The 26,519-nt window shown below is 61.4% G+C and carries 27 protein-coding genes; 26 read left to right on the forward strand and 1 reads right to left on the reverse strand.

The annotated features are described in order from the left end of the window. Positions 1 to 5 precede the first annotated feature (5 nt). The 15 genes from ACFHWW_RS26605 to ACFHWW_RS26675 all read left to right on the forward strand — a co-directional run bounded on the left by ACFHWW_RS26605 (position 6) and on the right by ACFHWW_RS26675 (position 14,871). On the forward strand, positions 6 to 236 hold the full coding sequence (locus tag ACFHWW_RS26605; RefSeq protein ID WP_379941961.1) for a hypothetical protein: 231 nt from the start codon (positions 6 to 8) through the stop codon (positions 234 to 236). A 93-nt stretch (positions 237 to 329) separates the two neighbouring features. Continuing rightward, positions 330 to 911: a hypothetical protein gene (locus ACFHWW_RS26610; RefSeq protein WP_379941964.1), complete on the forward strand. Its 582-nt coding sequence runs from the start codon at positions 330 to 332 to the stop codon at positions 909 to 911. A gap of 80 nt (positions 912 to 991) precedes the next feature. Further along, complete coding sequence (locus ACFHWW_RS26615; protein ID WP_379941967.1) at positions 992 to 3,148, forward strand: ParB N-terminal domain-containing protein; 2,157 nt, start codon at positions 992 to 994, stop codon at positions 3,146 to 3,148. Positions 3,149 to 3,230: 82 nt separating this feature from the next. Next, the gene (locus ACFHWW_RS26620; protein ID WP_379941969.1) at positions 3,231 to 3,608 is read left to right on the forward strand and encodes a DUF3085 domain-containing protein; all 378 of its coding nucleotides are present in this window, start codon (positions 3,231 to 3,233) and stop codon (positions 3,606 to 3,608) included. A 20-nt stretch (positions 3,609 to 3,628) separates the two neighbouring features. Further along, the gene (locus ACFHWW_RS26625; protein ID WP_379941971.1) at positions 3,629 to 3,898 is read left to right on the forward strand and encodes a hypothetical protein; all 270 of its coding nucleotides are present in this window, start codon (positions 3,629 to 3,631) and stop codon (positions 3,896 to 3,898) included. A 131-nt stretch (positions 3,899 to 4,029) separates the two neighbouring features. Then, a complete protein-coding gene (locus ACFHWW_RS26630) occupies positions 4,030 to 4,398 on the forward strand; it encodes a hypothetical protein (RefSeq protein WP_379941973.1) in 369 nt (122 codons plus the stop codon). Between the two features lie 10 nt (positions 4,399 to 4,408). Beyond that, complete coding sequence (locus tag ACFHWW_RS26635) at positions 4,409 to 4,759, forward strand: hypothetical protein (protein ID WP_379941976.1); 351 nt, start codon at positions 4,409 to 4,411, stop codon at positions 4,757 to 4,759. A 27-nt stretch (positions 4,760 to 4,786) separates the two neighbouring features. Beyond that, positions 4,787 to 5,104, forward strand: a complete 318-nt coding sequence (locus ACFHWW_RS26640) for a hypothetical protein (RefSeq protein WP_379941979.1) — start codon at positions 4,787 to 4,789, stop codon at positions 5,102 to 5,104. Between the two features lie 156 nt (positions 5,105 to 5,260). After that, positions 5,261 to 5,728: a DUF6878 family protein gene (locus ACFHWW_RS26645; RefSeq protein WP_379941982.1), complete on the forward strand. Its 468-nt coding sequence runs from the start codon at positions 5,261 to 5,263 to the stop codon at positions 5,726 to 5,728. Then, positions 5,721 to 6,365, forward strand: coding sequence for an antitoxin of toxin-antitoxin stability system (locus tag ACFHWW_RS26650; RefSeq protein ID WP_379941984.1), 645 nt, complete (start codon positions 5,721 to 5,723; stop codon positions 6,363 to 6,365). The genes ACFHWW_RS26645 and ACFHWW_RS26650 overlap by 8 nt, the downstream gene beginning before the upstream one ends. 122 nt (positions 6,366 to 6,487) lie before the next feature. Next, entirely contained in the window at positions 6,488 to 6,793 is a 306-nt protein-coding gene (locus tag ACFHWW_RS26655; protein ID WP_379941986.1) for a hypothetical protein, read from the forward strand. Positions 6,794 to 7,233: 440 nt separating this feature from the next. Further along, positions 7,234 to 11,577, forward strand: a complete 4,344-nt coding sequence (locus tag ACFHWW_RS26660) for a strawberry notch-like NTP hydrolase domain-containing protein (RefSeq protein ID WP_379941988.1) — start codon at positions 7,234 to 7,236, stop codon at positions 11,575 to 11,577. Next, entirely contained in the window at positions 11,577 to 12,650 is a 1,074-nt protein-coding gene (locus tag ACFHWW_RS26665) for a phosphoadenosine phosphosulfate reductase family protein (RefSeq protein WP_379941991.1), read from the forward strand. The genes ACFHWW_RS26660 and ACFHWW_RS26665 overlap by 1 nt, the downstream gene beginning before the upstream one ends. Beyond that, complete coding sequence (locus tag ACFHWW_RS26670; protein ID WP_379941994.1) at positions 12,647 to 13,672, forward strand: toprim domain-containing protein; 1,026 nt, start codon at positions 12,647 to 12,649, stop codon at positions 13,670 to 13,672. The genes ACFHWW_RS26665 and ACFHWW_RS26670 overlap by 4 nt, the downstream gene beginning before the upstream one ends. Before the next feature lie 269 nt (positions 13,673 to 13,941). Further along, positions 13,942 to 14,871, forward strand: coding sequence for a DUF2493 domain-containing protein (locus ACFHWW_RS26675; RefSeq protein WP_379941996.1), 930 nt, complete (start codon positions 13,942 to 13,944; stop codon positions 14,869 to 14,871). A 140-nt stretch (positions 14,872 to 15,011) separates the two neighbouring features. Here ACFHWW_RS26675 and ACFHWW_RS26680 read toward each other — a convergent pair whose 3' ends face one another. Next, the gene (locus ACFHWW_RS26680; RefSeq protein WP_379941999.1) at positions 15,012 to 15,704 is read right to left on the reverse strand and encodes a gamma-glutamylcyclotransferase; all 693 of its coding nucleotides are present in this window, start codon (positions 15,702 to 15,704) and stop codon (positions 15,012 to 15,014) included. Between the two features lie 531 nt (positions 15,705 to 16,235). Between ACFHWW_RS26680 and ACFHWW_RS26685 the strand changes: the two genes are divergently transcribed. The 11 genes from ACFHWW_RS26685 (at position 16,236) to ACFHWW_RS26735 (ending at position 26,519) form a co-directional block, all read left to right on the forward strand. Beyond that, the gene (locus ACFHWW_RS26685; RefSeq protein ID WP_379942001.1) at positions 16,236 to 18,071 is read left to right on the forward strand and encodes a BTAD domain-containing putative transcriptional regulator; all 1,836 of its coding nucleotides are present in this window, start codon (positions 16,236 to 16,238) and stop codon (positions 18,069 to 18,071) included. Between the two features lie 1,016 nt (positions 18,072 to 19,087). Next, positions 19,088 to 19,414, forward strand: a complete 327-nt coding sequence (locus tag ACFHWW_RS26690; protein ID WP_379942003.1) for a DUF736 domain-containing protein — start codon at positions 19,088 to 19,090, stop codon at positions 19,412 to 19,414. A gap of 157 nt (positions 19,415 to 19,571) precedes the next feature. After that, a complete protein-coding gene (locus ACFHWW_RS26695; RefSeq protein WP_379942005.1) occupies positions 19,572 to 19,856 on the forward strand; it encodes a hypothetical protein in 285 nt (94 codons plus the stop codon). A gap of 116 nt (positions 19,857 to 19,972) precedes the next feature. Beyond that, positions 19,973 to 20,956: a Fic/DOC family protein gene (locus tag ACFHWW_RS26700; RefSeq protein WP_379942128.1), complete on the forward strand. Its 984-nt coding sequence runs from the start codon at positions 19,973 to 19,975 to the stop codon at positions 20,954 to 20,956. A 601-nt stretch (positions 20,957 to 21,557) separates the two neighbouring features. Then, positions 21,558 to 21,755: a hypothetical protein gene (locus tag ACFHWW_RS26705; protein WP_379942008.1), complete on the forward strand. Its 198-nt coding sequence runs from the start codon at positions 21,558 to 21,560 to the stop codon at positions 21,753 to 21,755. A gap of 356 nt (positions 21,756 to 22,111) precedes the next feature. Continuing rightward, the gene (locus ACFHWW_RS26710; RefSeq protein WP_379942011.1) at positions 22,112 to 22,504 is read left to right on the forward strand and encodes a DUF2958 domain-containing protein; all 393 of its coding nucleotides are present in this window, start codon (positions 22,112 to 22,114) and stop codon (positions 22,502 to 22,504) included. A 1-nt stretch (position 22,505) separates the two neighbouring features. Beyond that, the gene (locus ACFHWW_RS26715; protein ID WP_379942013.1) at positions 22,506 to 22,799 is read left to right on the forward strand and encodes a hypothetical protein; all 294 of its coding nucleotides are present in this window, start codon (positions 22,506 to 22,508) and stop codon (positions 22,797 to 22,799) included. Positions 22,800 to 23,182: 383 nt separating this feature from the next. Then, a complete protein-coding gene (locus ACFHWW_RS26720; protein ID WP_379942015.1) occupies positions 23,183 to 23,398 on the forward strand; it encodes a hypothetical protein in 216 nt (71 codons plus the stop codon). 329 nt (positions 23,399 to 23,727) lie between these two features. Next, on the forward strand, positions 23,728 to 23,991 hold the full coding sequence (locus ACFHWW_RS26725; protein WP_379942018.1) for a hypothetical protein: 264 nt from the start codon (positions 23,728 to 23,730) through the stop codon (positions 23,989 to 23,991). 1,320 nt (positions 23,992 to 25,311) lie between these two features. Further along, positions 25,312 to 26,079 (forward strand): ParA family protein, encoded by a 768-nt coding sequence (locus tag ACFHWW_RS26730; protein WP_379942021.1) that lies wholly within the window; start codon positions 25,312 to 25,314, stop codon positions 26,077 to 26,079. Further along, positions 26,079 to 26,519, forward strand: a complete 441-nt coding sequence (locus tag ACFHWW_RS26735) for a hypothetical protein (RefSeq protein WP_379942023.1) — start codon at positions 26,079 to 26,081, stop codon at positions 26,517 to 26,519. Before ACFHWW_RS26730 ends, ACFHWW_RS26735 begins: the two co-directional genes overlap by 1 nt.

Genomic DNA, 26,519 nt, shown 5'->3' on the forward strand with positions numbered 1-26,519 from the left:
GGGAAGTGGCTGAACGGTCCATCTACGCCCAAATCGACGAGATCAAGGACGTGCTCGAGCAACGCCGGCGCGAGCATCTGCGCTTGCGTGGCCACGACGCAAGCGTCGTCGCCGAGCACGTCCTGCGTCTCGAATGCGTCCTGAAAACTCTCGAATGGGTTCGCGACAATCAGGACGAGCTCAAGGCCCATGCGAGGATCCGCCGGCAAGAGGGGAAGCCCTCACCAACCGGCTGACGAAAGAGGCAGCGGAACGGACAAGCCCGGGTAGCCGGGCTTGCAATGCGGAGAGAGAGTTCTCTCCCCCGGCTTCTCAAGAGGAGCCCTTCCGTGATCCCCTTCCCCTTCCCCTCCCCTCCCGCCGATATCGCGCCGCCCGGCCGCCTCCTGGTGCTGGCCTGCTCCGCCACCAAAAGAGCGGATCCCGGCTATATGCCTGCGATCTATCGCTACGATGGTCCGCTCTGGCAGACGCTGCGCGCAACCGATCCCCAAGGCAGTATGGCCCGGGTCGCTTTTCTGTCGGCGCACTATGGATTTCAGGATTCGGCCGTCCCGATCGCCAATTATAATTCCCGGCTCACTTTCGAATTGGCAAAGCGCATGATCGCCGGCGGCATGACGACGCGATGGCCCCGGCCGCCGTCACCCCGCTCGCCGGATACCTGGGGCATGCATCCCGGCGCAGAGATCGCATCGATGTCCCGACACGGCCGCGAGCCCTTCCACGATATCGCGCTTGTCGGCGGTCATCTCTACCTCGACGTCATGCGCGCCTTTCTTCCGGGATTCATCCGCCTGAAGGGCATAGTCGAAAACCCTGAGGTCACGGAGATCAACGGGCCGATCGGCATGATGCGCCGAGACCTCAGAGAGTGGCTGCAGCGCGGTGCCCCAGGCAACGCTTCCTAGAGTGAGAGGCAGGGGAGCCCGGATGACCGGGCTCCGAAAGAGGAGAGAGTTTCTCCCGCCTGGCTCTTCAGGAGCATGCCATGACGAACCCCACCATCGTAATGATCCCCCTCAGCAAGCTGTCCCGCAGCCCGCTCAACGTTCGCAAGACCGCCGCGAACGAACAGGAGGACAACGAGCTCTATGCCAGCATCAAGGCGAATGGCATCAAGCAGAACCTGCTCGTCTACAAGTCCGGAAAGGGCTACCTCGTCCATGCCGGCGGCCGCCGCCTCGCCATGCTCGAGCGGCTTGCCGCCGAAGGCGTCATCAGCGCCGACTCCGACGTTCCCTGCATCGTCGAAACAAAGGACCAGGCCGACGAAACCTCACTTATCGAAAATTTCATTCGGGCCGACATGCATCCGGCCGACGAGTTTGAAGCTTTTAACGCCCTCGAAAAGAAAGGCTGGTCCCGCGAGGAGATCGCCAACCGCTTCGGCGTCACCCTCAACTTCGTCGATCGCCGCATGAAGCTTGCCCGCGTGTCGCCGATCATCATCGAGGCGTTCCGCGCCAACAAGCTGACGCTCGAATGCGTCCAGGCATTTTCCATCTCCGACGACCACGGTCGTCAGAATGAAGTATGGGAGGAGCTTTCCAAGCGTCCCTATGGTTTTTACCCCAGGGACATCAAGTCAGCCCTGACCGAGCGCACCTATCACGGCAACTCCAAGCTCGGCCGTTTTGTCGGCGTCGATGCCTATCAGGCTGCCGGCGGCGCGATCCTGCGGGATCTCTTCTCCGACAATGACAGCGTCCATCTCTGCGACAGCGCTCTTCTCGAGAAGCTCGCTCTCGAAAAGCTGCAGGCTAAGGTGGACGAGCTCGCGCAGGAATGGAAATGGGCCGAGGCACAGCTCGACGTCGCGTGGGACGCTTTCCGATCCTTCGGCCGCGTCTATCCCGAGCCCGTCGAACCGGACCCGGCTCTCGTCGCCGAATTCGAGCAGCTGGAAGCCCGGCTCGAAGCCCTCTCCGGAGAGTACGATGAGGAAACCTGGACAGAGGAATTGCAGGACGAAGAAGACGCCGCGGCTGCGCGTCTCGAGGAGCTTCGGAAAGTCTTCGCGGATAACAACGTCTACACCGCCGAACAGAAAGCTGTCGCCGGCGTCGTCGTGACCCTCGACCACAGCGGTCAGTTCCGTCTCGAAGCGGGGCTTGTCCGTCCCGAGGACCTGCCGAAGAGAACGCCGCAAGCCGACGGCGATGAAAGCCCTGCAAATGACGGCCCGGTGATCAAGCTCCCGGTTTCGTCGTCGACCCGCCATTCCGAGCGCGATTCTGATCCGGCCGCAGAGGCTCGCAAGGAGCAAGGCATCTCCGCTTCGCTCGCCGACGATCTCAGAGCAACGCGTCATCAGATCCTGAAAGCGCACCTGGCGGCGGACTTCGCGACTGCGTTCGACGTCATGCTCTATTCGATGTGCTCGCGGGTGCTCGGGGAAAACAACTATCGAACGACGCCCATCCACGTCACGGTTACGCACGCCGAGACCTACCGGAGCCGCGAAGCCATCAAGGACACTGTCGCGGCCCGAATGCTGCAGGCCACCCGGGAAGGGCTGAACGTTGAATGGCGGTCCCTGCCGACCCCAAAGGACTTCGAGGCAATGTGCGCCCTGCCTGAAAGCGACAAGCAGGCGCTCTTTGCCTGGTGCGTCGGTCACGGCGTCATCCAGCAGCTCGCGACCGATAACGCGGCAAACCCCGTCATCGAGGTGATCGGCCATCGCATGGCCGTCGATACGGCCGCGTGCTGGAGGCCGACGGCCGAGAACTACTGGAGCCGGACGAAGAAGGACCATGCCATCAAGGTTGCCCGCGACCTGATCGGCGACCGCTGGGCAGATGACAAGGCAAAGGACAAAAAGCCTGTCATCGCGTCCGCGATGGAGCAGGCCTTCAGCGAGGATCCTCGCAGTGCTGCCGGTCTTGCCCCGGAAACCGCGAGCAAGACTTCGGTCTGGCTACCCGACGGCATGGGCTTCACCGGCTCCTTCACCGAACAGGCTCCCGCGCAGGACTATTCCTCGCATGACTACGATGACGAGGAAGTTCAGGAGGCAGACGGCGAAGCTGACGAGACCGTCGGCGACGGCGATGACGAGCTCGACACCGAGAGCGAGCTGCAGGACAGCGAGCAGGATACCGGCGACGACATCCCCGCGTTCCTCAAGGAAAGCGCGGCCTGATCGCGCATATCCCTCGCAGTGATGAACCACGGCCCGGCCCTACGCCGGGCCGTCTTCACATCAACGTTCAGGAGATGCTGCCATGCGACTGACGTTCCCCTATCACCCGCTGCGCGAGCTGCTCATCGAAGCTGAAGCACGCTGGCGCCAAGGACTTCGCCTCAGGTGGGGCATCAAGGATCCCGCAGGCTTCTGGCTGATCGGTGACCAAGGCGTCTACCTCATGCACAACGGTCTCTTTGTCGAAGGCGAGCAACGTGTCGTCTATGCCCTCGAATGTGATCCCACCACCATGCCCTTCGAGCAATGGTCGTCCGCCAAACGCACGTCGTTCGGTTGCTTCTCCGGTTGCGAGTTCATCGACGGGGAAACCGTTCGCGACGCCGTTGACGCGGGCAGCTCGCTCATTGTCGAATACCACTCGACCACCATGACTGTGTGCACAGAAGCGTACCTGTGAACGTAAGGAGACTGTCTGAAATGGCATCTGCGAAGGAACTTCAACGCCTCAAGGACTCGTGGCTCAGAGACCCAACCTGGGACATCGAGGACACCGAGGGCTTCGAGGACCACGCCGAGGAACTGCGAGCATTCGCAGAGGCACACCGCATCGAGCAGGAAAAGGAATACCAAAACCGTATTCTGGCGAAAGCCATCGCTCTCGGTTGCCCCGGGAACATCGACCTGGCGGTTTATGTCGAACGATTGGAAGAGCGCATCGCTCACCTCGAGCAACGGGTTTTCGACTGACGAAACCCTTCACCCGCGACAACTGATGCTCTGAAGGGCCGCCCTTGGTCAGAGGGCGGCCCTCTTGCCCGTGACGAGTTTTCCAGACCGCCTGACACCCCAAGCGGCCGCTCGTCATGGAGCACGCACTCATGTCCGATTACGCTTCCTACATCACGCAAGCTCTTGCCACTGAAGGCGGCCATCTCCAGATCGGCCGCGGCGGCTTCACCCTTCACTTCGGATTGAGCCGTCTCAGCGGATACGACTGCGACACGGTCAAGGCCGAAGCCATCGCCGCAGGCCTTCCCGTCTACGACAGCCGCAAGGTCGACTTCGGCGCCGTCGCGAAGATCGTTTGCAGCGGTCCGATGATCGCCGTCGGGCGTTCACCCGACCCGAAGCCGTGGAACGCTTTCTCCTCCGTTCCGCTCTACCACGTCATGGAAGCCTACCGGCAGGCCGGCGCCGAGGTCCATCACATGCCGCCCGTTCCCGTCGATTCCGACCTGGACGGTTAAGGGGGAGCCGATGAAAAGCTACAGCGAGGCCAGGATCGAACTCCGGCGCATGGAAGAGGCCTGCCGCCTGAATTGCCGGCACCTCAAGATCATCGATCGCCAAATCATCGCGGCCGCCGAGCGGATGACGATCCCAGACAGGAACAAGGTCCGCCAGTATGGCAGGCATGCATCCACCTGGACCAACGCCGACGAACGGCATTACCGGGACTGCATCGACGCCGTATTCGAAAGTCGGCGCGCGGAAGTGGAGGCTCTAAGGCGCAAGATCGAGCGCCAGACAGCCGCGATCAACCTGTTGCGGCGCCGACTCGGGATCAACGAACCTGCGCCGGCCATTCCACACATCGTCAGCGGCTGAATAATCCGCACCTCGAAGGATCCCGCCATGGACAGAACTCAAGTGAAAGTCGATCAGATCTTTGCCTCCGATCGGCAGCAGCCTCCGGCCGAACGATCCCTCCCCTGGCCGGAAAAGCGCAGCGGCATCACCGTTGTCGTCGAACCGAAACCGCACTGGGCCATCGATCTCCTCGCCTTCCGCTTATCGGAGCGTTCCTACTGCTATTACGCGGGCTGGTGCCACAACGGTTCGAATGCCCGCTTCTTCAGGCATATCGAAAAGTGCGGCGCCGATATCCTGGAGAAAGCGCGGGCCATGATCGCTGATGAGCTTTCCCAAGGGCTGTGGGACCGCGCAGCGTAATTAAAAAGAAGCAGCAGCACGCATCGGGCGCCCCACGTGGCGCCCGTTTTCTTTTCATCTGGAGAGCCAGAGGCAGGCCGGAAAGAGAGTGGACCGGCGGAGCCGAAAGAGTGAGCGCAAGCCGGTCCTCCCTTCCCACTCTCAGGAGGACTGCCCATGCCAGCCATCGCCCTGTCCGATCAGGACGTCTCCCCGGACGATGTCCTGTCGCGCTACGATGCCAACCGTCATCAGTTTCGCATTCTTTCCGCGCAGCTGCGTGATCCCAATCGAACGGCGCTGTTCGATGCACTCGCCGCCGCCAACGTCGCCTTCGTGATCGTCAGCTTGGACCGCGATGACGACGACGGTCGACTCGAGGATCTCGCGGTGATCGGCGCCGATCGCGCTGCGCGTCTCCCCGACGCCTCGATCACCCTTCCGGTCGCACTCTGGGGTGTGCCTGCGCCCGTCCTGCTCGATCTTTCATTCCCGCACGCGATCGAGCGGCTCGCTTTTGATTTCGTCGAGCAGAACTACGGTTCCCTCAGCCTCGACTTCACGAACCTCGACAACATCAGCTTCAACGTCGCGGCGCGCTCGATCGCGTTCGCTCCCCGCCGTGGAGGAAAAACCAATGCCTGAGGTCATCGAAACTCTCGTCTATCGCATCGACGAACTCTCCGAATCCGCCAAGGAAAAGGCGCGCAGCTGGCACAGGGAAAGCGCCTTCGACTACGATTGGCATGAAACCGTCTACGACGATTTCGAGACGATATGTGTGATCCTGGGGATCCGGCTCAAGTCCCGCTCGAGGCGGACAGCGGGCGGCGGGAGCTCCTCCAAGACCTGCATCTGGTTTTCCGGTTTCTGGAGCCAGGGCGACGGCGCTTGCTTCGAGGGCTACTACCGGTACGAGCGGGACTGCATCCGCAGAATCCGCACGCATGCGCCTCTCGACAAGGAGCTGCACCGGATCGCCGATGCACTGCAGCAAGTTCAGAGGCGGAATTTCTACCAGATCCAGGCCGAGACCACCCATCGCGGCCGGTATCACCACGCCTATAGCATGGACATTTCCGTCGAGCGCGACAGTCCGAAGTATCAGGACTTGTCCGGGGACGACGAGCCGATCGTCGTCGAGGCGCTCCGCGACCTCGCCCATTGGCTCTACCGTCAGCTGGAGCAGGAGTACGAGCACCTGACCTCGAACGAGGAGGTCGACGAGGCGCTTCTGGCGAACGGCTACACCTTCACCGAGGGCGGCCGGCATTTCGGTTAAGCCCTGATTTTCCACCGCGTGATTGCCGAATTTTCTACTTTAGAAAACGTGCATTGGCGACTATATGCGCAACCAGCGATTGGCCATCGAACGGCCCCAAAACAACGATTAGGAGCGGAGCCTTGAGCCGATACATCGTGCAAATCACAAACGGGACCGATACGGATGAGAAAGGGACGATCGGCTACGATCCGCCCTTGCGCACCTTTTTTCTCCAAGCATTTCCGGACCCGGAAACAGACGACTGTGCGCTCTGGTTGGGCGCATGGCTTGAAGAATACCCGACGCTTGAATCCATCATCGAGGCGGCGCGAGCCCAGGGCTACGAAGTGCACGGGCTGACGAAGGAAATGATCCTCGCGATGGTCAAGGAAGCCGGGCCGCCTCACCCACCGAGCCTGGGTGAACGACTCGGCATAGTGCGGTAGAAGTCTTCAGAGCAGATTCGAGGGCGGAAGCAGCAGCGCCGGGCCAGCGGCGCATTCGGGGAGGATGGGCCACCCCGACCGAGGCGACGGCCTCGCCCTCGAACCGGAGGTGTTGCATGTGGTTTCTGCCACTTAGCATCACCCTAGACGTGAAAAGGACCCGGACGAGCTGGCAACTCCGAATCCGGGTCCAATTCTGGGTCTAGGAAAGGGGGCGGGCCGCAAGGCTCGTCCCCACTCCGGAAATCAATATAGCGATTTTCGCCCCGACTTCAAAGCTCCCCGCCGCTCCAAGCCCCTCGAGCGAGCGAGGAGCGGCCAGACCGTTCGAACGGATAGGGCAGGTTCAAACGAGAGAGTGAGAGGCAGGCCGGGAAGGGCAAGCCTTCCTGCGGCCAAAGAGAGCCGCCGGGAGGATCCCGCAACCCTCGGAGGCCTCCATGAACGTTTCCTTCCGCCCCTCTCCCGCAATCCTCGCCCCACGCGCCGCCCCGCTGCTTGAAGCCGCGCGCCTCCTCCTCCCGCTCATCGAGGCTGGCCAGCCTATTTCGACGGACATGCTGCGCACGGCCGTCGAATCCGCCTACGGCGACAGCGATTCCAACGGCGCCTGGGTCTGGAAAGACGCTTATGAGGCGCTCGAATGCGCCCAGATCCTCTTCATGATCAAGTATGGCGCTCGCATCCGTCGCCAGGCAGCCGATCCCGCGACCGAACTCGGCATGCTGGAAAAAATCGCCGCGCTCGTTCCCACTCAGACGCGCCGCTCCGAAGAATCGCAGCGCCTGCAGCAATTCTCGACCCCCTTGCCGCTCGCTTTCGTGGCGGCTCACGCGGCCGGCCTGACTGCCGAGGACCTGGTCCTCGAGCCATCTGCCGGCACGGGGCTTCTCGCCTGCTTTGCGAAAATCTCCGGCGCAAAACTTCTCCTCAACGAAATCGCCGATGATCGCGCCCACCTTCTTGCCGAGATCTTCGGCCAATCGGTGACGCGCCACGACGCCGCCACCATCCATGATCGGCTGGCGCCATCTTCCTTCCCCTCCGTCGTTCTCATGAATCCGCCCTTTTCCGCAGCGCCAAATGTCGAAGGCCGGTTCAGGGCCGCTACCATGCAGCATGTCCGCTCCGCGTTGGCTCGTCTTGCCGCCGGCGGCCGGCTGGTCATGATCTCCGGCTCGAACTTCGCGCCGGGATCCAGCCAGTGGGGCGATTTCTTCCGCTCGATCGAGGACCGGGCAACGATCCGCTTCAGCTCGGCCATCTCGGGCAAAATCTACGCGAGCCACGGCACCACCTTTGAAACCCGCCTGACGGTGATCGACAAGGTGGCCCGCGACGACACCCCTGCCTCGCTGCACACCGAGGTTGCGCAGTCTTGCTGCGAGCTGCTCTCCCGCGTCGCCGCGGCGATCCCGCCACGTCTTCTTGCATCAGCCGGGCCGGTTTCGCTTCGCCCGGTGAAGCCCTCGAGCACCATTTCAACGTTGCGCGAAAAGGCACGGGCACAGGCACGCGCAGCTGCGACCGAGGCTGCTCGACACCCTCTCGACAAGGCCGAAGCCGTAGAGCTCGACTATGCGCCGCGCATCGACGAGGCAGGCCGTCCTTCTCAACCCTCCGGCCTCTATGAGCCTTATCGCGTCCAAGCGATTTCGATCGCCGGATCCGTGCCTCATCCGACGGCGCTGGTGCAGTCGGCCGCTATGGCGTCGATCGCCCCTCCCCTTCCGACCTATCGGCCCACCCTGCCGAGATCGATTATCGCCAGCGGCGTTCTCTCTGACGCCCAACTGGAGAGCGTCATCTATGCCGGCGAGGCCCATAGCGCCCACCTCTCCGGAACCTATACCGTCAACGATACCTACGATCAGCTGAAGGCGGCGCCCGAAGACGCGACCGACGCCTTTTGCCTCCGTCGCGGGTGGTATCTTGGTGACGGGACCGGTTGCGGCAAAGGCCGCCAGGTCGCCGGCATCATCATGGACAACTTCCTCAAGGGTCGCCGGCGGGCCGTTTGGGTATCGAAGTCCGACAAGCTGATCGAAGACGCCGTTCGTGACTGGACGGCTCTGGGAGGTGCCGCGTCCGATATCGTGCCGTTGGGCCGCTTCCGGCAAGGCGCTCCCATCAAGCTCAACGAGGGGATTCTCTTCGTCACCTACGCCACGCTGCGCACATCCGAGCGCCAGGACGGCGATGGCACTCTCAAGGCTAGCCGCCTCACGCAGATCGTGGACTGGTTGGGTCGAGACTTCGACGGTGTCATCGCATTCGATGAAGCTCACGCGATGGCGAATGCCGCGGGGGAGAAGGGCGAGCGCGGCGAGAAAAAACCCTCTGAACAGGGCCTCGCGGGGCTGCGCCTGCAGAACGCCCTTCCGGATGCTCGCGTCGTCTATGTCTCCGCAACCGGTGCAACGACCGTTGGAAACTTGGCTTATGCCAGCCGCCTCGGCCTCTGGGCGACCGGGGACTTCCCCTTCGCTACGCGCGCTGATTTCGTCGCGGCCATGGAATCGGGCGGTATCGCCGCGATGGAAGTGATCTCGCGCGACCTCAAGGCCCTCGGGCTCTATATCGCCCGGTCGATTTCGTTCGAGGGCGTCGAATATGAAATGCTCGTCCACGAGCTCACCGACGCGCAGCGCCGCATCTACGACGACTACGCCGGTGCATTCCAGATCATCCATCAGAATCTCGAAGAGGCACTTCTCGCTTCGGGCATCACATCAGATGAAGGAACGCTCAACAGACAGGCGAAGTCAGCCGCCCGCAGCGCTTTCGAGAGCAACAAGCAGCGGTTCTTCAATCACCTCATCACGGCGATGAAGTGCCCTTCCCTTATCCGCGCGATCGAGGAGGACCTGGCGGCCGGTCATGCAGCCGTTATCCAGATCGTGTCGACGAGTGAAGCGCTGCTCGATCGGCGGCTCTCCGAGATCCCCGCCTCCGAATGGTCTGACCTCACGCTGGACATCACGCCGCGCGAATATGTCATCGACTATCTCGCTCATTCCTTCCCCACGCAGTTGTTTGAGCCTTACACCGACGAGGACGGCAATCTCCGTTCCCGCCCGGCCGTCGATGCCAACGGCAATCCCATCCAGTGCCGGGAGGCGCTGCAGCGGCGCGACAGTCTGATCAAGCATCTTTGCGCCCTTCCTCCGGTCCATGGCGCGCTCGACCAGATCCTATGGCACTTCGGAAAGGATCGGGTGGCGGAAGTCACCGGCCGCACCCGTCGCATCGTGCGCACCGCCGACGGCCGCCTGGCTGTCGAGCGTCGCCCGGGTTCGGCCAACCTCAGCGAAGCCCATGCCTTCATGGACGACATCAAGCGGATCCTCGTCTTCTCGGACGCCGGTGGCACTGGGCGCTCGTATCACGCAGAGCTGACGGTCCGGAATCAGCGCCTTCGCGTTCACTATCTGCTTGAACCGGGCTGGCGCGCCGACAATGCTATCCAGGGCCTTGGCCGCACGCATCGGACCAATCAAAAACAACCGCCGCTCTTCCGGCCATGCGCAACGAACGTGAAAGGAGAAAAGCGCTTCCTTTCCACGATCGCCCGCAGACTGGACACTCTTGGCGCGATCACCAAGGGCCAGCGTCAGACCGGCGGACAGGGGATGTTCAGACCGGAGGACAATCTGGAGAGCCCCTACGCCCGTGCCGCTCTGCGTCAGTTCTACTCCAACCTCGTCCGAGGGAAGGTCGACGCCTGCTCGCTGACCGAGTTCATCGACATGACGGCGCTCAACATCGTCGACTCTGCAGGTTCCCTGCTTGATGAGCTTCCGCCGATCTCGCAGTTCCTCAATCGCTGCCTTGCGCTGACGATCGACATGCAGAACTCGATTTTCGAGACGTTCGAAATGCTGCTCGACAAGATCATCGACGACGCAATGCGCGCCGGCACCCTCGACGTCGGGCTGGAAATCCTGACTGCCGAGCGCTTCGACGTCGTGGAACGTCGCGTGATCCATCAGCATGCAGGCAGTGGCGCGACCACCCTGGCGCTGACGATCAACGAAACGACGCGCAACACGCCGCTGTCGATCGCCGCCGTTCGCCAGCTCGTCGCTTCCGACCGTTCGGCGTCTCTTCTGGTCAACGCCAAATCCGGCCGCGCTGGTTTGATGCAGTCAGCACCGAGCGTCATGGACGAGGACGGCACTCCTATCCGGCGCGTGCAGCTCACGCGACCGATGCACCGCGAGCGGCTTTTCGAATCCGAACTGGAGACAACGCAATGGCATCCTGCTTCCGATGCTGATTTCGAGCGGGCATGGGTCGAAGAGTTTGAACAGGTTCCCGAATTTTCAACGCGGCGGATCACGCTCATTTCCGGCCTGCTCTTGCCGATCTGGAATCGGCTGCCCGAGGAAAACTGCCGCGTCTATCGTTTGGAGACCCACGATGGCGAACGCATCCTTGGCCGACTGGTCACGACTGACCAGCTCTCCACGGTTTTCCGGTCGCTCGGCATCGATGTGACGGTGGACATGAGCCCGTCCGAGATGCTCGAGGCGATCATGGACCGCGGTTCCTCGATCGACATTGCAGACGGGCTCACCCTGAAACGTTCCCGCGTCATGGGCGAGCACCGCCTCGAGATCACCGGACACATGCCGTCGGCGCTTCCCGCACTCAAGGCGATGGGCTGCTTCACCGAGATCATTTCCTGGACGACGAGGCTCTTCGTCCCCGCGAACAACACAGACGTGCTCGAGAAACTGCTTCGCCGTCACCAGCTGCTCGATTGTTCGGAGGGTGCGTGATGGAAGCGATCGCCACAACACCGAATATCGACATGCTGATCGCGAGCGGTTCCCCCGTCGCGATCGGTGTGTCAGGCGGCAAGGACAGCCAGGCCTCTGCGCTTGCCACGTTCTCGCACCTGGACAGGATCGGGCATACCGGTCCCCGACTGCTGATCCATGCCGATCTCGGATCGGTCGAATGGGACGCCTCCTCCAGCATTTGCGAGGAGTTGGCCTCCTTTCTCGGTGTCGAGCTCGTCACGGTCAGGCGCAGATCCGGCGGTCTCATGGAGCGGTGGGAAGCCCGTTGGCTGTCCAGCGTCGATCGCTATCAATCGCTTTCGACTGTCACGCTCGTGCCCTGCTGGTCGACGCCGGCCATGCGCTTTTGCACCTCCGAGCTGAAGACCCATGTCATCACGGCCGAGCTGAAGCGCCGCTTCCCCGCGCAGACGATCATCAATGTCACAGGCGTTCGCCGTGCCGAGAGCGCTGCGGGGGCAAACGCAACGGTCGCAAGCGCCGACGCGGGTGGCCGCATCATGACCTGGCGCCCGATCGTGGAATGGAGCGAAGCGGACGTTTTTGCGGCCATTGACCGGAGCGGTCTGCTTCCGCATCCCGCCTACCGGCAGTTCGGCATGTCTCGGGTCTCGTGCCGGTTCTGCATCATGTCGAGCCTGCCGGACCTCGTCGCAGCGGCGGCCCGACCGGAAGCGCATGACCTTTATCGCCGAATGGTCGCGCTCGAGGCGCGCAGCACATTCGCGTTTCAAGGTTCCCGGTGGCTCGGGGACGTTGCCCCTCACCTCCTCGATGCACAGAGCCGGGCGGCGCTCGTGCGGGGCAAAGCCGCCGCTGTTGCTCGCGTTAACGCTGAGGGACGTATCACCAGACCAATGCTTTACGTGAAAGGCTGGCCGGTACGCATGCTGACCGATGGAGAGGCTGATCTGCTTGCTGAGGTTCGGCAAGAGGTTAGCCACTCTTTAGGCTTTGCCTCTCGATTTGTGGATCGAGAGAGCATCCATGCTCGATACGCCGAGCTCCTAGCAGCCAAAAACCCAACCCGTCTTGCGGAGGCAGCATGAACACCGTCACGGATATCTCACGCGCTCTTGCCGATCGAGCGGAAGCCTTTTGCCGCTCCTGGCTCCCCGCCGGCCGAAAGGTCGGCAATTACTGGATCGTCGGAAACAAGCATGGGGATTCAGGCCGCAGCCTCGTCATTCGGCTGAGGCACTCTGCCGGCAGGCAACCCGGCAAATGGGTGGATCACGCAACAGGCGAACACGGGGATCTTCTCGACATCCTCGAAGAGCGCCTTGCAGCCCGCTCCTGGGGCGATGTCTTCTCCGAGGCACGTCGATTCCTCGGCCGCAGCGATCCGGTTTTCCCTCAAGGTCGTTCGCGAAACCGCACATCCCAACCGGACCGCAATCGTTCTGCGGCAGCACGCAAGCTGCTCGCGATCGGGCGGCCGATCCAGGCCACACTTGCGGAACGCTATCTGCGTTTGCGCGGTATCGCGCGGTTCGGGTCCGCTCTGCGTTTCCATCATGCGGTCTATTTTCGCGACGAAGCTGACCGGACCCGGCAGCTTCCGGCCCTGCTTGCCGCCGTCACCGATAATGCCGGTCAGGTCACTGGTTGCGCTCGCACATGGCTAAATCCTGCGACCGCGCGCGTCGCGGCCATTGCCGAACCCAAACGCGTGATCGGCAACCTGGCGGGCAATGCGGTGCGGTTTCATCACGGTTCGGCGGGAGACGAGCTGGTCGCCGGCGAAGGCATCGAAACGATGCTCTCCATCGGAACCGCCTTTCCAGTTCTCGACGTCTGCGCCTGCCTCACGGCCACGCACCTTGGGCAGTTCATTCCGCCGGCGGACCTCAAGCGTCTGTGGATCGCGCGCGATAACGACGACGCCGGCGAGCGCGCTGCCACACTCCTGCGCCAGCGGGCCGAAGCTCTCGGGATCGCCGTCTTTGACCTTGTGCCACGGCGCAACGACTTCAACGACGATCTGAGGGAGGACGGGCTTCTGGCGTTGCGCGGGAGTCTGCAAACCGCGATCGAGGCCGCGCGAGGCGGATCAATGTCGGGTGCCTGAAAGGAGACAGGTCCGGGCGTGCCATTCGGTCACGCTGCGACCCCGCACGGCCTGGATGAGTTCGCGATATAACCCTTCGGGTCGGGCGCAAAGGCGCCCTCGATCCCACACAACGCCATCCCGTTCAAAAAATTCCCCGCCGGTAAACCGGCTCCTCGCGCAGCAATTTTTTGCGCTCCGGCGTCCGGCGCTTTGCTTGGCCCTGCGGGTGTGTGGGCTCTCCTTCGGGTTCTTATCGCCTCATCCCAGGCCGCGCAGGCCACAGCAAAATGACCGAGACCATGATGCCGCACCTTGCTCCCACTTCCAGCCCGACCGCCGCCCTCCTCGACGAACTCGCGCTCTACGGCGTGCGGGCCAACTCCGACGAACCGGATTTCCGCCCCCTCCCCGATCACGACGCCGTCGAAGGCGGCGTTGCGGTGATGGTCGAAGCGATCCAGTCGATCTTCGGCGGAACCCGCCTCGAGGATGAGGTCGAAGAAGTGCTCTGGTCCGTCGTAAACATCTTCCACCGCCGCCTCACTCACACCCAGAAGCGCCTCGACGACAACGAAGGCCGCCAACGCACCGCGCTGGCCGAGCAAGACGGCTCCGAGGTCAAGAGCGTCGAGCTGGAAAAGCTGGTGTCCGAGGGCTACTCGCTCAGCGAATGCCGGAATGCCTTCGAGGCCATGCGCGATATCGCCTCCGAACACTATCGCGTCGAAACGGGATCCACCTGGCTTCCACGCACAGGCTCGAAAGTCTCGCACCGGGCTCTAACAGCGGCCGTCATCGACAGCCGGAACTTCATCTCGGCCAAGCGTCGGTCGGAAATCGAGGTCCATTGCCCTGCCGGCACGCGCATCGCCTTCACGGGCGGCGACTATCAGGACTACGACGCCATCTGGAAGGTTCTCGATCAGTCGCTCGCAAAGCACCCTGACATGATCCTGCTCCATGGCGGAACGCCCTCCGGCGCGGAACTCATCGCCGCAAAATGGGCGGAAGCTCGCGGCGTCACCCAGGTGGCTTTCAAGCCAGACTGGAGAGCACATCGCAAGGCTGCCCCCTTCAAACGCAACGATGCCCTTCTGGAAACCATGCCGATCGGCCTCATCGCCTGCCCGGGGACCGGGATCACCGACAATCTCGTCGACAAGGCCCGCGCGCTTGGAATCCCGGTCAAGCGGATCGGGAACAGGACGGCGCCGTGATCGGCGCCTTTCCAACCCTTAAACGCCGAACGGAAAGAACGCATTCGTGCCTTTCGACTAGCTCCCGGACAGTTTCCGAGTCGGGTCAGGAAGCGGACGCTGGTTCTCTGCCGCCCGCGCGCCAGAAGCGGGCGTCTCTGCTAGGGCGACGTGGGATCGACTGTATCGGCATCAATCTGGGCAGCGACCAGCCTCTGCAGTCGCCACAAATTGCGGTCTCGAATACCGCGTTCCTCTAAGTGGACAACGGTGTTGTAGAGATACTCGGCGCCAGAACCCCAGTGGCCGCAGGCTCTGGATAAGCGTTCGGCCACCGCTTCAAGCGAAAGCCTTCCCGTGTAGCCCGGTCCCTTTCTGTTAGCGACAAAGCCGAGCGTCCGCACTGACTGACCCTCGATTTCGACGGTAATCCATCGCGGCATGTTGCTGGGAGGTTTCGTTGTCATCTCCCGGCGAAATAGTTTGTTGAGCTGGAGCTCCGCTGTGGTTCCCTGCAACCGGTAACCGACACCTTTGCACTGGCCGCCTCGATCGAGAGCCATCATGAGTCCGGGCTGATCTATGGTGCCGCGCCATCTCGTCAGACGGAGACAGAAAGACCGATGCCAGCCTCGGGCAATTCCAAGGCGTTGCTCCGTATGGTCTACTTCAGGTTTCCAGATCAGGGAACCGTATGCAAAGAGCCAGATGTCTTCGCCCTTCGGGGTGGCCGCTAGAATTGCGTCGACGGCTGCGGCATAGTCGGCATCCGCGTGATAGGCGAGCCCTGGGACCGGGCCGGGATCCTCAAGCTTCCGGTGAACCCGAGCCACCATCTGAGCAGTGAGTTGCATTTGCACAGTCCTCTATATCAGTGGTTGAAATTGCTGTGAGGAGTAAGGCCAAATCGGAATGTTCGTAGCCTTCGGAAGATTCCGCTGATGGCGGCGCCGGACTTCGAGAAGACGCGGTGTTGCCGGAGACCTGGATGAAGGTCGCACGCGCGGTCTCGCGGCGGCATGTAGGCTAGGGGATCTAGCCCTGAACAATGCACTGAGAGAATCATAAGTTCACCAATGTCCAAATCGCGGACGGTAGATCGTTGCCGATCCTCTCCGGAAGTATCCTCTGCTAAGGTCTCCCGCCATTTGTCGGATATGGTCATGACACGCTCCTCTTTGAACCGCGGCCAATCATCTCACCGACACGTTAGGGCGCCGTCGGTTAGGCATTCATGGAGCGTTAGAAGCGTGTTAGAAATGGGCCTATCGGAGTGCGGTGAGGCGCAAAATCGGATGGCAGCGCTTCGTGTCGAGGTTCTAGGTGGATTTGACGTTCAATCCGAGTCTGGACCGATCAGGTTTGCGACGCGAAAGGCGCTGGGATTGTTCGCCTATCTCGCTTTCAACCCCGGCCGCAGCCATGGCCGGACCCAGCTCTATGGCTTGTTCTGGGGGGAATGCGGCGAGCAGCAGGCCCGCGGTAGTTTGCGTTATGCTCTCACGGACATTCGCAAAGGACTGGGACAGTACCGCACAGAGCTAAGCACGGAGCGCGACAGGATTTGCCTCAAACCTGAGAACGTCACGGTGGACGCTTCGGAATTCGAGCACCTCGCCCGCTCTCATGTGCCCTCCGAGCTGCGGCGCGCCGCAGTGCTCTATAGAGGCGATCTGCTTGCTGATGTCGAAATCCGCGCACCTGCGTTCAACGAATGGCTGGAGGAAGAACGCGAGCGTTTGCGCGCCCTCCTCGCGCAGGCCCTTGGTCGCCTCCTCGAGATGGGACCGGATTACGACCTGGCTCAGCGGCTTCTCGCTCTCGATCCATTTAGCGAGGTTGCTCATCGGGCGTTGATGCGCCACTACGCTGCGCAGAAGCAGTGGACGCTCGCTATCCGCCAATTTGATGCCTGTGCGACCATACTGAAGCGCGAGTTGGGCGTAACCCCGGAACCTGCTACTTGCAGACTCCGAGAAACTATACTGAACCATCGGCCTGTCTCCGACCTGGCGATTTCATCGCCGGCGGCGGGCACTGCTTCCAACTGCGGACCTCCCGCCGTTGAGGTCTCGACATTTGCCTGCATTGATGCGCTACCCGAAATGGCGGCCCTGGCTTCAGGACTGCGCGAGGCGATCTCGACCGAACTTGCCCGGTTTCGAGATGTAATAGTCTTCCGTGGCGGTAAGGCTGACGACGCTCAATTCGGCCTTGAGGGGACGCTTCAACGATTAGGCTCGCGCCTAAGGCTGACCGTAATGTTGATTGAGAGGGAGACCAGCCAACAAATTTGGGCAGAACGCTATGACCGAGCGGCGGACGACCCGTTCACGTTCCAGGACGAGCTGGCCGCGACAATAGCCACGACAGCGGTTGCCAGCCTGACGAGGCTCGTGCATGAGCGAGCGCAACACCGAGCCGCTTCGGATCTGCGCGCCTACGAATGCTTCGTACGGGGCAACCGATATGTGGATCAAGTCGATGACCCCGAAGCTCAGGCACAAGCGCAATACTGGTTCGAAAGAGCTCTTGAGATTGATCCGACCTTGGCACGAGCCCACAATGGGCTGGCGTTCGCGAGCGTCCGCGCCTTTCTCGCCGATGTCGGAGTGCAATCATCGGCCAAGCTCGATCAGGCGCTTCGTCATGCTGAAACCGCCATTGAGCTCGATCCTACGGATCCACGGGCTCACTACGCGTTAGCGTACGTCTCCTTACAGCGCCGAGAGTTCTCGCGCGCACAACGCCACTTTCTCCAGGCTTTGCAAATCAATCCGAATGATCCGACAATACTAACCGGATGGAGCTACGCGCAGGCTTGCCTGGGTGATGCGGATTCTGGTCTGAAGACATTGGACTTGGCACTTCGATTGATGGCGGCCCCTCCAGAATGGTGCTTCATCTACCGGTCTCGTATTCTGCTTCTTGCGCGTCGGCCATCCGAGAGCGTGACGCAGCTTTCGAAGCTCGCCCGGGCAGATGGCCCGCGTGATCTCGCCTGGCACGCGATCGCCTGTGCCCATGCCGGGCGGCACACCGACGCCAGTCTCCTTGCGGCGGCTTTCATTGACGCGATGCGGGCGAGTTGGCGCGGCGACATCCATGCGGGGGAACGTGAGTTCGCTTCCTGGTTTGTCGATTCAGCGCTACTGGCCCGCACTGAGGATCGCGAATACCTGCGACACGGTCTGAATCTCGCTGGTCTCCACGTGCAATGAAGCCGTGGGAGCACTCGGAGTGCCTTGTACCGATGCGTTCAAACCAGCAGGCCCGACGGTCCTCTGGCTCACCGGGAGCGGCGCACTCCTTGCGGTGCGCGAGGCGGTGCCGGCCAATCCGTCGCACCCACTCGCATGACGCTTTCCGGCAACGACTTGGGGTTCACGAAGGGCAACTTGGGCTACCTTGGGCCGTAGACTGAGCGAAAACGGATGTCCGCAAAAGGGTCGCACGCTGCGGTTTGCAAGTTGCCCGTCCAACGACTGTTGTGTGGCGAAACCGGCCAAATCTCAGTCGCATTAACGTTGTCATGGCCCTTGGGATGTCATTTCGCCCCTACCGGAAGCGACCCCTACGATACAATCCTTGACGGCCCCTTCTTTGCAAACCCCTCCGTGTCTGGATGGCAATACCTGCAGCGCCGCAAGCCAGAGGTTCAGATCAAACGATCCGTCACAGCCTGGCGAAGGTGTGCGAGATGTCGGCAGCAGCCAAAACAGGCGCAGGGACGATCGGAAGCCTCGACCTCGGCGCAAGATGTGAGCGGCGGACGACTTCTCCGCCAAGCCTTGCAATTGGATGGGAGGGCTAATCGCGGCCCGGAACTGTTTTCGTCCTCCCTAGGCATCTGGATTCCGCATCAGTCGCTTAATGCGTCAAAGGCGAAAATGCCCCCACGGCCCTTCCCATCGATGAGCGACAAACACGAGGCGCGGAGACACCGTTCTCCGTGCTGGCCCCGAATTCATTCCCAGTGACGCCCCCTATTCGAACCGCCGCCGTCGATCCGGTCAACCCCTGCCCGACCCTTCGGGCAAGCCAGCGGCGGGTATCCCCATAATCGCTTCGCGATCACGGCGCTTCGCGCCGCCCTTCGGGTGGGTGATCCCCCTCCCGCCGCTGGCACAGGCATGGGTCAAGCTCCGGGATTTCATCCCGTCGTGACCAGCTCTCCTTCTGGCGCTTTTTCATGGGCGTTCACGGGAATGATCCCGATCAGCAAAGGAGAACTGCAATGTCCGCAACCATCGCTCGTCTCACCGCCAACGAAAAGGGCTTCGCCGGTACCCTCGCTACCCTCGCCATCCGTTGCCCGATCACCATTGTCGAGAATGCCAAGAAGGACGAAAACAGCCAGGAACCCGACTACCGCGTCCTCGCCAACCGCAACGGCTTTGAACTGGGCGCAGCCTGGGTCCGCACCTCCCAACGCACCGGCGCCGAGTACATCTCCGTCTCTCTCCGCGCCCCCGAGTTTGGCACCCTCTACGCCAACATCGCACCGGCTCCGGGCGGCAAGGAAGGCGAATACGTCATGATCTGGAACCCGCCGGCACACTGACCGGCGAGGTCGGAAAACCCCCGCCCAAACGGGCGGGGCTTTCTGCGCCGAACCGCCTCGGACCATCAAAGGAGCGACCTCCATGCCCGTCAACACACCACTAAACGTTGAAAATCATGGCAGAAATCCCTATATTCCGCCTCGAAAGAGAGGTGCCATGCTCGACAACGTTCCCGACTTCATCACCACGCGCGAGCAGGCCGATGCCGTTTTCGAGGAGTTCTTCAAGTCTGGAGACCTCGACGTCTTCTCGCGCCATCGCCAAGTGATGATCGATGACGTTCATCGTGGCAGCCTGGCAATCATGCGCGGTTCAGGCAATGAGCTCGGCCCGTTCGAAGAGTTCGTCGCTGCCCTCAGACGGCACAACATTCTCACCAGAGACGAGGCTTTCGCCCTCGGCGACCGCTACATCGAATACAAGCGTTCAACGGCGGCCTGATCGGCCGCTTTTCTTTTTCCTGATTGCAAGTGCGCTATTCGCCTCGCGTTAAGATTGACGCCGGGGCTCAAAGCGATTCAAATCGCGCCTGATTTATTGGCGTTTTTTTGGTGACCATGGCTCAAGATCCCTATTGCTATCCGGGCACTTCGGTTCTCATCAACAAATTCGGCGTTCGCGATCAGGAACAACTCAACTTCCGCGAACAGAGCGTGACCGACGAGGCAATCCAGGACCTCGCGCGCAATCCCGTCAAAGGCAACTTCGACACAAAGCACCTCATGGAGGTTCATCGACGCATCTTCCAAGATGTGTATCCCTGGGCCGGCCAGCAGCGGATCTACAATATGTCCAAGCCCGAACCGGTGCTTGGAGGCGCTTCCGTCAAATACGGCGATCACAAGCAGATGCAGCAGCTGCTCGACCACGACACCAAAGAGCTTGGCAGGTTCCGTTGGGACGACAGCAACAAGGCGCAATCGGCCGCTCAGTTCACGAAACTCATCAGCAATATCTGGCAGGCTCACGCCTTCCGCGAAGGAAACACCCGCACGATCGGCGTGTTCATGCACCAGTTCGCGAAGGAACGAGGTTTCGAGCTCGACCGCGAAACCATGTGGCCGGCCGCCAGCGAGACCCGTGACTTCCTTGCGAAAGCCACGATTGGCGACGGCAAGGACTTCGCAAAACGTCTGCTCCAGGCCCACCAGATCGCGAAAGACCGCAACCATCCGGAGCTCGGACGCGTCACCAGCATGACCGCCCAGATGCTGAGGATGATGGGCAAGCCGGAGATCCAGTTCCCGAAACAGGGCGACGAGGTCGAGGGGCAGATCCTCACCGTCAGTTACGGCACTGCCCTTGTCGCCAATGCCCGCGGCGTTCACGCCGTCGACACCAAGAACTTCGCCAAGACGCCGCAGACGAATGATCGCATCAGCGTCTCCGTCGAACATCCCGTCGCGTCCAAGAGCAGCCAGGATCGCTCCGACGACAAGGCGCGCAACGACGACAAGAGCCAGCGCACCCAAAGCGAGCCGCCTGGCAAGTCGGTTAAGCTTGCCCCGCCGCAATCCCCCAGCAAATACCGGTCGCGCTGATAGTCGCGCGGCCCTTGATCAGAACGGCCATGGCAAGCCGAAATTGCGCCAAAGCTCGATCAGCGCGTTGATGAACTCGATTATTTCATGGATGCGTCGGAAAGATTGCATGGGATGCCCTCAAAAAAGACATCCCCTTATTGATCGCAGAAAGTTGTCTCTCCCACTTTGCTGTAGGATTCCCGGGCACGTCGCCTGAGGCGACCGCGCTCTATCGCTTCGCGACCGAGCCCCGCAAGCGGGTCTCGGCCCATTCGGGTCACGATCGCTCGTGCGAGCAAAGCCCGACCATGGTGCCCATGACGTTCACGCTCACTCCGGCAACAGCCGGACAATGATCGTCCTGGCGGCCGATGGCAATTTGCCGATTGATGCGGTGGACGGCACCTCTGGCGTCGAATCCCGCGTTTGCGTCGGCATCTTCCAAAGCGGCTCTGCGCAATCCTTTCGCTACGCACTCTACCGCTGGCCCGTCCAAGCGCAACCCTGAAGGGTTCTCCTCTCCGCTTCGCTCCGTTGCGAACGCTTCGCGGTGCTGCTTGGCCGTTCCAGCGGTCGATGAGCTACGCGATTGCGCAAAACCACTTTGGAGGAAAACCTTATGAAAACGCTCGTAACCTTCTGCCAGAGAACTGGTCGCCGTCTTCGGCTCTATATCAATCGGCAAATCGCCAAGCTGACCCAAAAGGGCCAGCTCAAAATCACCGTCGGGCTGTCGCTTCCGTTCATCGCCAAACTGGAGGTCCGCTACCAGGTCGAGTTCGCTCGCACGCCCGACAACGGCACCAAGCCGCAATGACCGGGAGCCCCGCCCTGCGAGCCCAGGGCGGGGCTTTCCCTTGTCCCTTGCGCCTTCGCGCGCCTCGCGCTCGCTAAAGCCGGCCTGCCGGCCGGATACGGTCACGTCCGCTGGTCGCGGACGTGTTTCCCCCTCTCTCCATGCCGTCCCAGTGTACTTCCCTCTCCTTGCGCCTCAAAGATGAGCGGTCCCCCCAATTTTCAGCCACCACCCTCGCTTGGGCTCGGGGCCGCTTCGCTGGCGTCAGAAAATCCGGCTCCCCCGCTCCCCGGCTCTGCCGGCCGCTGGCGCGGTCCTTGACCCGCGCGTCGATAAAAGTTGCCTCCTTTCGTCATAGAGACGAAAAGGAGAATGATATGACACTTGATCCCTCTTACGAGCTGATCCCGGCCGTTGCGCTTGACCGGTTGAAGGCGAACTTCCGCAAGAATCTCGCCCGGCGCCAGGCCGATCGCGAGCCGATCGATTTTCGGCCTGTCGTCAAACTCTGGATGCCAACCGGTCAGGCGATCTGGCTGGTGACCGAGTATGACGAAGAAGCCGGTATGCTCTTTGGCCTCTGCGACCTCGGCCAGGGAGCCCCGGCTCTCGGCTATGTTTCCCTTGAGGAGATCAGATCCATCGTCGGGCCGTGCGGTGTGCACGCTGACCGCGATTGCACCTTCATCGCGTCCCGGACTCTGTCGGAATACGCCGAAGATGCTCGTCGCCGCGGACACATCGAAACTTTCGAGACGAAAGGAGACTGACATGAAAGGCGCTCTCGTCATCCTCTCGCTCATCATCGCACCGGCGAGCGCATTGGCTGATGCGACCCCGGTTTCCGCCTCGACGGCCGATCGTTGCGGCGCAGGCAACCGGGGTTGCGCTCCGCAGCTCGTCCGAGACTTCATGCATCTCGGTTACAGCCTGCTTCCGAACACATCTTCCGCGACAATTTCCCAATATGCCTATGCCTGTGCGGAACGGCCCGACTGGCGAAGCGATTGCATCTCCGATCCGGCTGCTGTTCTCGCCCGCCTGGGACTGACTCCAGAGGATTGATGATTTCTGCCGATCTTTCATAGGCTCCTGCGTCACCAGCGCAGGGGCCTTTTTCTTTGCCTCCTGGATCGTGCCGGGGCTTTCACGCCCCATTGCCGGCCTCGCGGCCGGATACGGTGTCGTCACCTTGCGGCGCCGACCGGCTTTTCCGTCTCGACTTATCTATTGTGCCATCCGGGCCACGCGAGCCTCAAGGATGAGCGGTTCCCCCAATTTTCAGCCGCCACCCTCGCTTACGCTCGGGCCGCTACGCTGGCGCCAGAAAATCGGCACCCCCGCTCCCCGGCTCTGCCGGTCGCTTCGCGATCCTTGACCCTCGCTATCCGGATGCCGGGACCTCTCCGTTCTCGACGAGGAGAACGGATCAAACGATGAGGTTCACAATGTCCATTCAGATCACTTCCGCGAACGACATCACCCGCGTTGAACTCCGCGGCCACTCCTACGCTGCCGACGAGCTGCGCGAGGCAATCTGGCTCTCCAACATGGAACTGCGCAACGGCCTTCCGAAGCGCGAGCGCATCGAAGCTCAGCAGCAGCTCGCAGAAATGGAGATCGCTCTTGAGGCCCTTGTTGCGGTCGAGGGAGAGAGGCGGTGACGCCTCTCTTTCCTTTATTCTCGCGGAGTGGCTTTGGGCGCAAAGCCAACCGCATCGAGCGAGCGGCGCCGTCTTTATAGGGTCGTGCCCTACTGCAACGTAATCTTCTCTCTATGTCGTCCCATTCTACTGGCCCCTCCTCCCGCCTCAAGGACATCGCGGCTCCCCCAATTTTCAGACGCCTACCCTCGCCCTGCTCGGGCTGCTTCGCGCCGGAGTCTGAAAATCGGCTCCCCCGCTCGCCGGCTCTGCCGGTCGCTTCGCGATCCTTGACCCACTCGTCGGTTCGGCGTGGCCCACCTCCGTCATAGACACGGAAGGAGTTCACCATGACTACGGTATTTGGCGGCTGCATCGAACCTGACGGCTACGAGCTGGCCAACGACGTCATTGTCACTGAATGCAGTCACTGCGGTGGCGAGGCGCGTCACAGCTATTGGGAGACTTGCGAAGCCGGTTCGATCAATCTCAACGAATCAATCATTTGCACCGTCTGCGGGGCTAGTGAGGGCGACCTCGACGACGGCTACTTCGAGGTTGATGAGGCTGCCAGGGCCTTGGAGTATGACGAGTACATCGCTGAATTCTGCTGAGTGGTGCGCTCGAGCGGGAGGGCTTTGTCCCTCTCGCTCAATGAATTTGCCTCTCTTGTCCGCTCACTGGCATCGAGCCTGTTCGCGGCTATGAGGGGAGAGACTAGCCGCCTCTCCCCTCATTCTCCCCTCTTCTCACGGAGCGGATTTTCAATCCGCCCGGCCTTTCGGGCCGTTTGACGGACGCTGCCGCGACTTCCCCAAACAATACGGAGCGCAGCATCCGGCTGCACTTCACCCTCATGTTTCGGGTTTCCGTTCCGCCGGATCCCGCCCTCCTGCGGTGTGTCCGCCGCCCCACTTCTCGTCCCTTATGAGCCAATTTTCTGAACGAATCTTGGCTCAAGCGGTCCTCGAAAGGGCGGCTCCCATCAGCATTTCTAGACAGCCTGAATGCCTTCCGTGCTGTTCCCACGACCCCGATCACTCGCATTCACTCGTGATGCTGCATCGGATCGAAGCAGCAGGGGGTAGGTGGGGCACTACAGACAAACAGTCCGTTTAGAAATGGCAGGATAGGCTATCGGTATACCGCTAGCCGTTGCCGCCCGAGGGGCGGTGCTCGCTGCGCGAGTGGGGTCTGGTGGAGATCGGAAGTGAGGCTATTTCGGCCACAGATGGCCGGAGAAGAGGAGAGCGGGTTTGGCTGGTGTGGTGGTGGACCGCTCGAGCCGCTTCGCCTCTCTGTGAGCCGTTATTTTGGCTCGCTCCCAGGAGAGCGACGGGCGGCGGCCAAATCCGTGGCCGAGACGTAGCCGAGATGGCAGTGGAACGCAACTGCCGGCGGTGGCAATCGCAGCGACTGGCAGTATGCCACAATGCACAACGTGGCGAGTGCCATAATGCCAGAGAGGCAGAATGGCAAAAGCTGCGCCTGCACGACGCGACAAGTGGTCGTGAGGCAGTCGCGCAGACTGGCAGACGTTGCGACGTTGCAACGCCGCGACTGGCATAATGGCAGAGTGGCAGAGTGGCAATGTGGCAGTGTGGAAGAATGGTAGACGCCGCGACTGTACGACGTTGCGACAGGCATTATGGCAGTATGGCCGCCGCGCAGTTGTAGCGGTGCAGCGACGCGACGGCGCGACAACGCACCGACGATACGACGCTGCGGTGTAGCATCGCTGCAACGCTACGCCGCTTCGTCGCGTCGAGGGGCACACGCCGCGATTGAACAAGTGGCAGTCGTCTCTTATGGTCGTCGCGTCGTCGCTACGGCTGGCAGTCGCGTCAACTGACAGTTAACGATCCCGAGGTAGTGTGACGACATGCTCACCAATGGGTGGGTGACGAAATCAGGTCTGAACCAAAGGATCGACTATGCGACCACTTTCACTGGCCATCTCGACTTTCAAAGGCGGGGCAGGGAAAACGACATTGTGCATCAACCTGGCTGCCGAGTTCGCTGAGCAGGGGCACCGTGCGCAGCTGGTTGATTGCGATGATCAGCAAACTGCTACGCGGTGGTATGAAGTCTCGAAAAAGCGCGGGATGATACCATCAGACGGAAGCATCACTCACGTGCAGATTTCTTCGGAGGACGACTTCCACGCCAAACTGCGTTCGGCGCCACCAGCAGACGTTCGTGTCTTCGATGTAGGCGGCTATGTCCACGGCCGCGCGGTCGACGTCTATGAAGAGTGCGATGCCGTCATCATTCCGATCATTCTCGAGCCGACGTCGGCAACACAGGCGATCAACGTAGCCAAAATCCTTGACGAGATCTCGGCGAAGCGCGGCGGTCGGCCGATCCCGTACGCTGCGATGTGGAACAACGTGGACATGATTGCGCTGAAATCCAACCGTTCGCTGCCCGAGGTCGTCAAGATCCTGCACTACGGCAAAATTCCTATCGTCAACTCGATAATCAAGAAGAGCAACCATTTCAGCGACGTCGTTGCTGGCTATGGATCACTCTATTCGAAGCTCGAGAGCATCGAAAACAACCCGAAGCTCACGCCTTCGGCCAAGACGCGAGCGGCTGAGAGTGTCAAAGATGCGATCGACTCCGTGAAGATGGTCAACAACGAATTCATCAAGCTTCTCTCGCCCGAGGAGCAGGACACGAAGAAAGCGAGTAACGGTTGATGGCCAAAGAACCGAAAGAACGGGAAGTTGCTGGCAATATCCTTAGTATGGCCACTTCGCGATTTCAGCCACCGATGTCGGTCGATGATGATGACGCGGCTGTGGCTTTCATGCCCACCGACATGACGATCGAGAAGGCAAGGCGCATCGCCCCGATGCCGGCCGAGACGCCCGGGCAAACAGAGCAGGCTTCACCCGATCAGCCCGATGCGCCCGCCGAGGGGCAGGACTCGCCAAAGTCTGCCGCATCGAGAACGCCAGCGCAGCGAAAGAAGCCGGCGCCAGAGCCCAAGGCCAAGGCAGCATCGCGGCGGGTTTCGTTATTCTTCGACGATGAAATGATGCTCCGCGTGTTCAAGTACGCAGTCCACGCGGGGAAAGACCCCAAGAAAGCGCTTCGCCGGCTGATCGATGAAGCGCTGAAGGAGAGGGGATTCTAG

Origin of the sequence: Sinorhizobium sp. P24N7 (assembly GCF_042436655.1) — a bacterium.
GTDB classification, from domain to species: domain Bacteria; phylum Pseudomonadota; class Alphaproteobacteria; order Rhizobiales; family Rhizobiaceae; genus Sinorhizobium; species Sinorhizobium meliloti_A.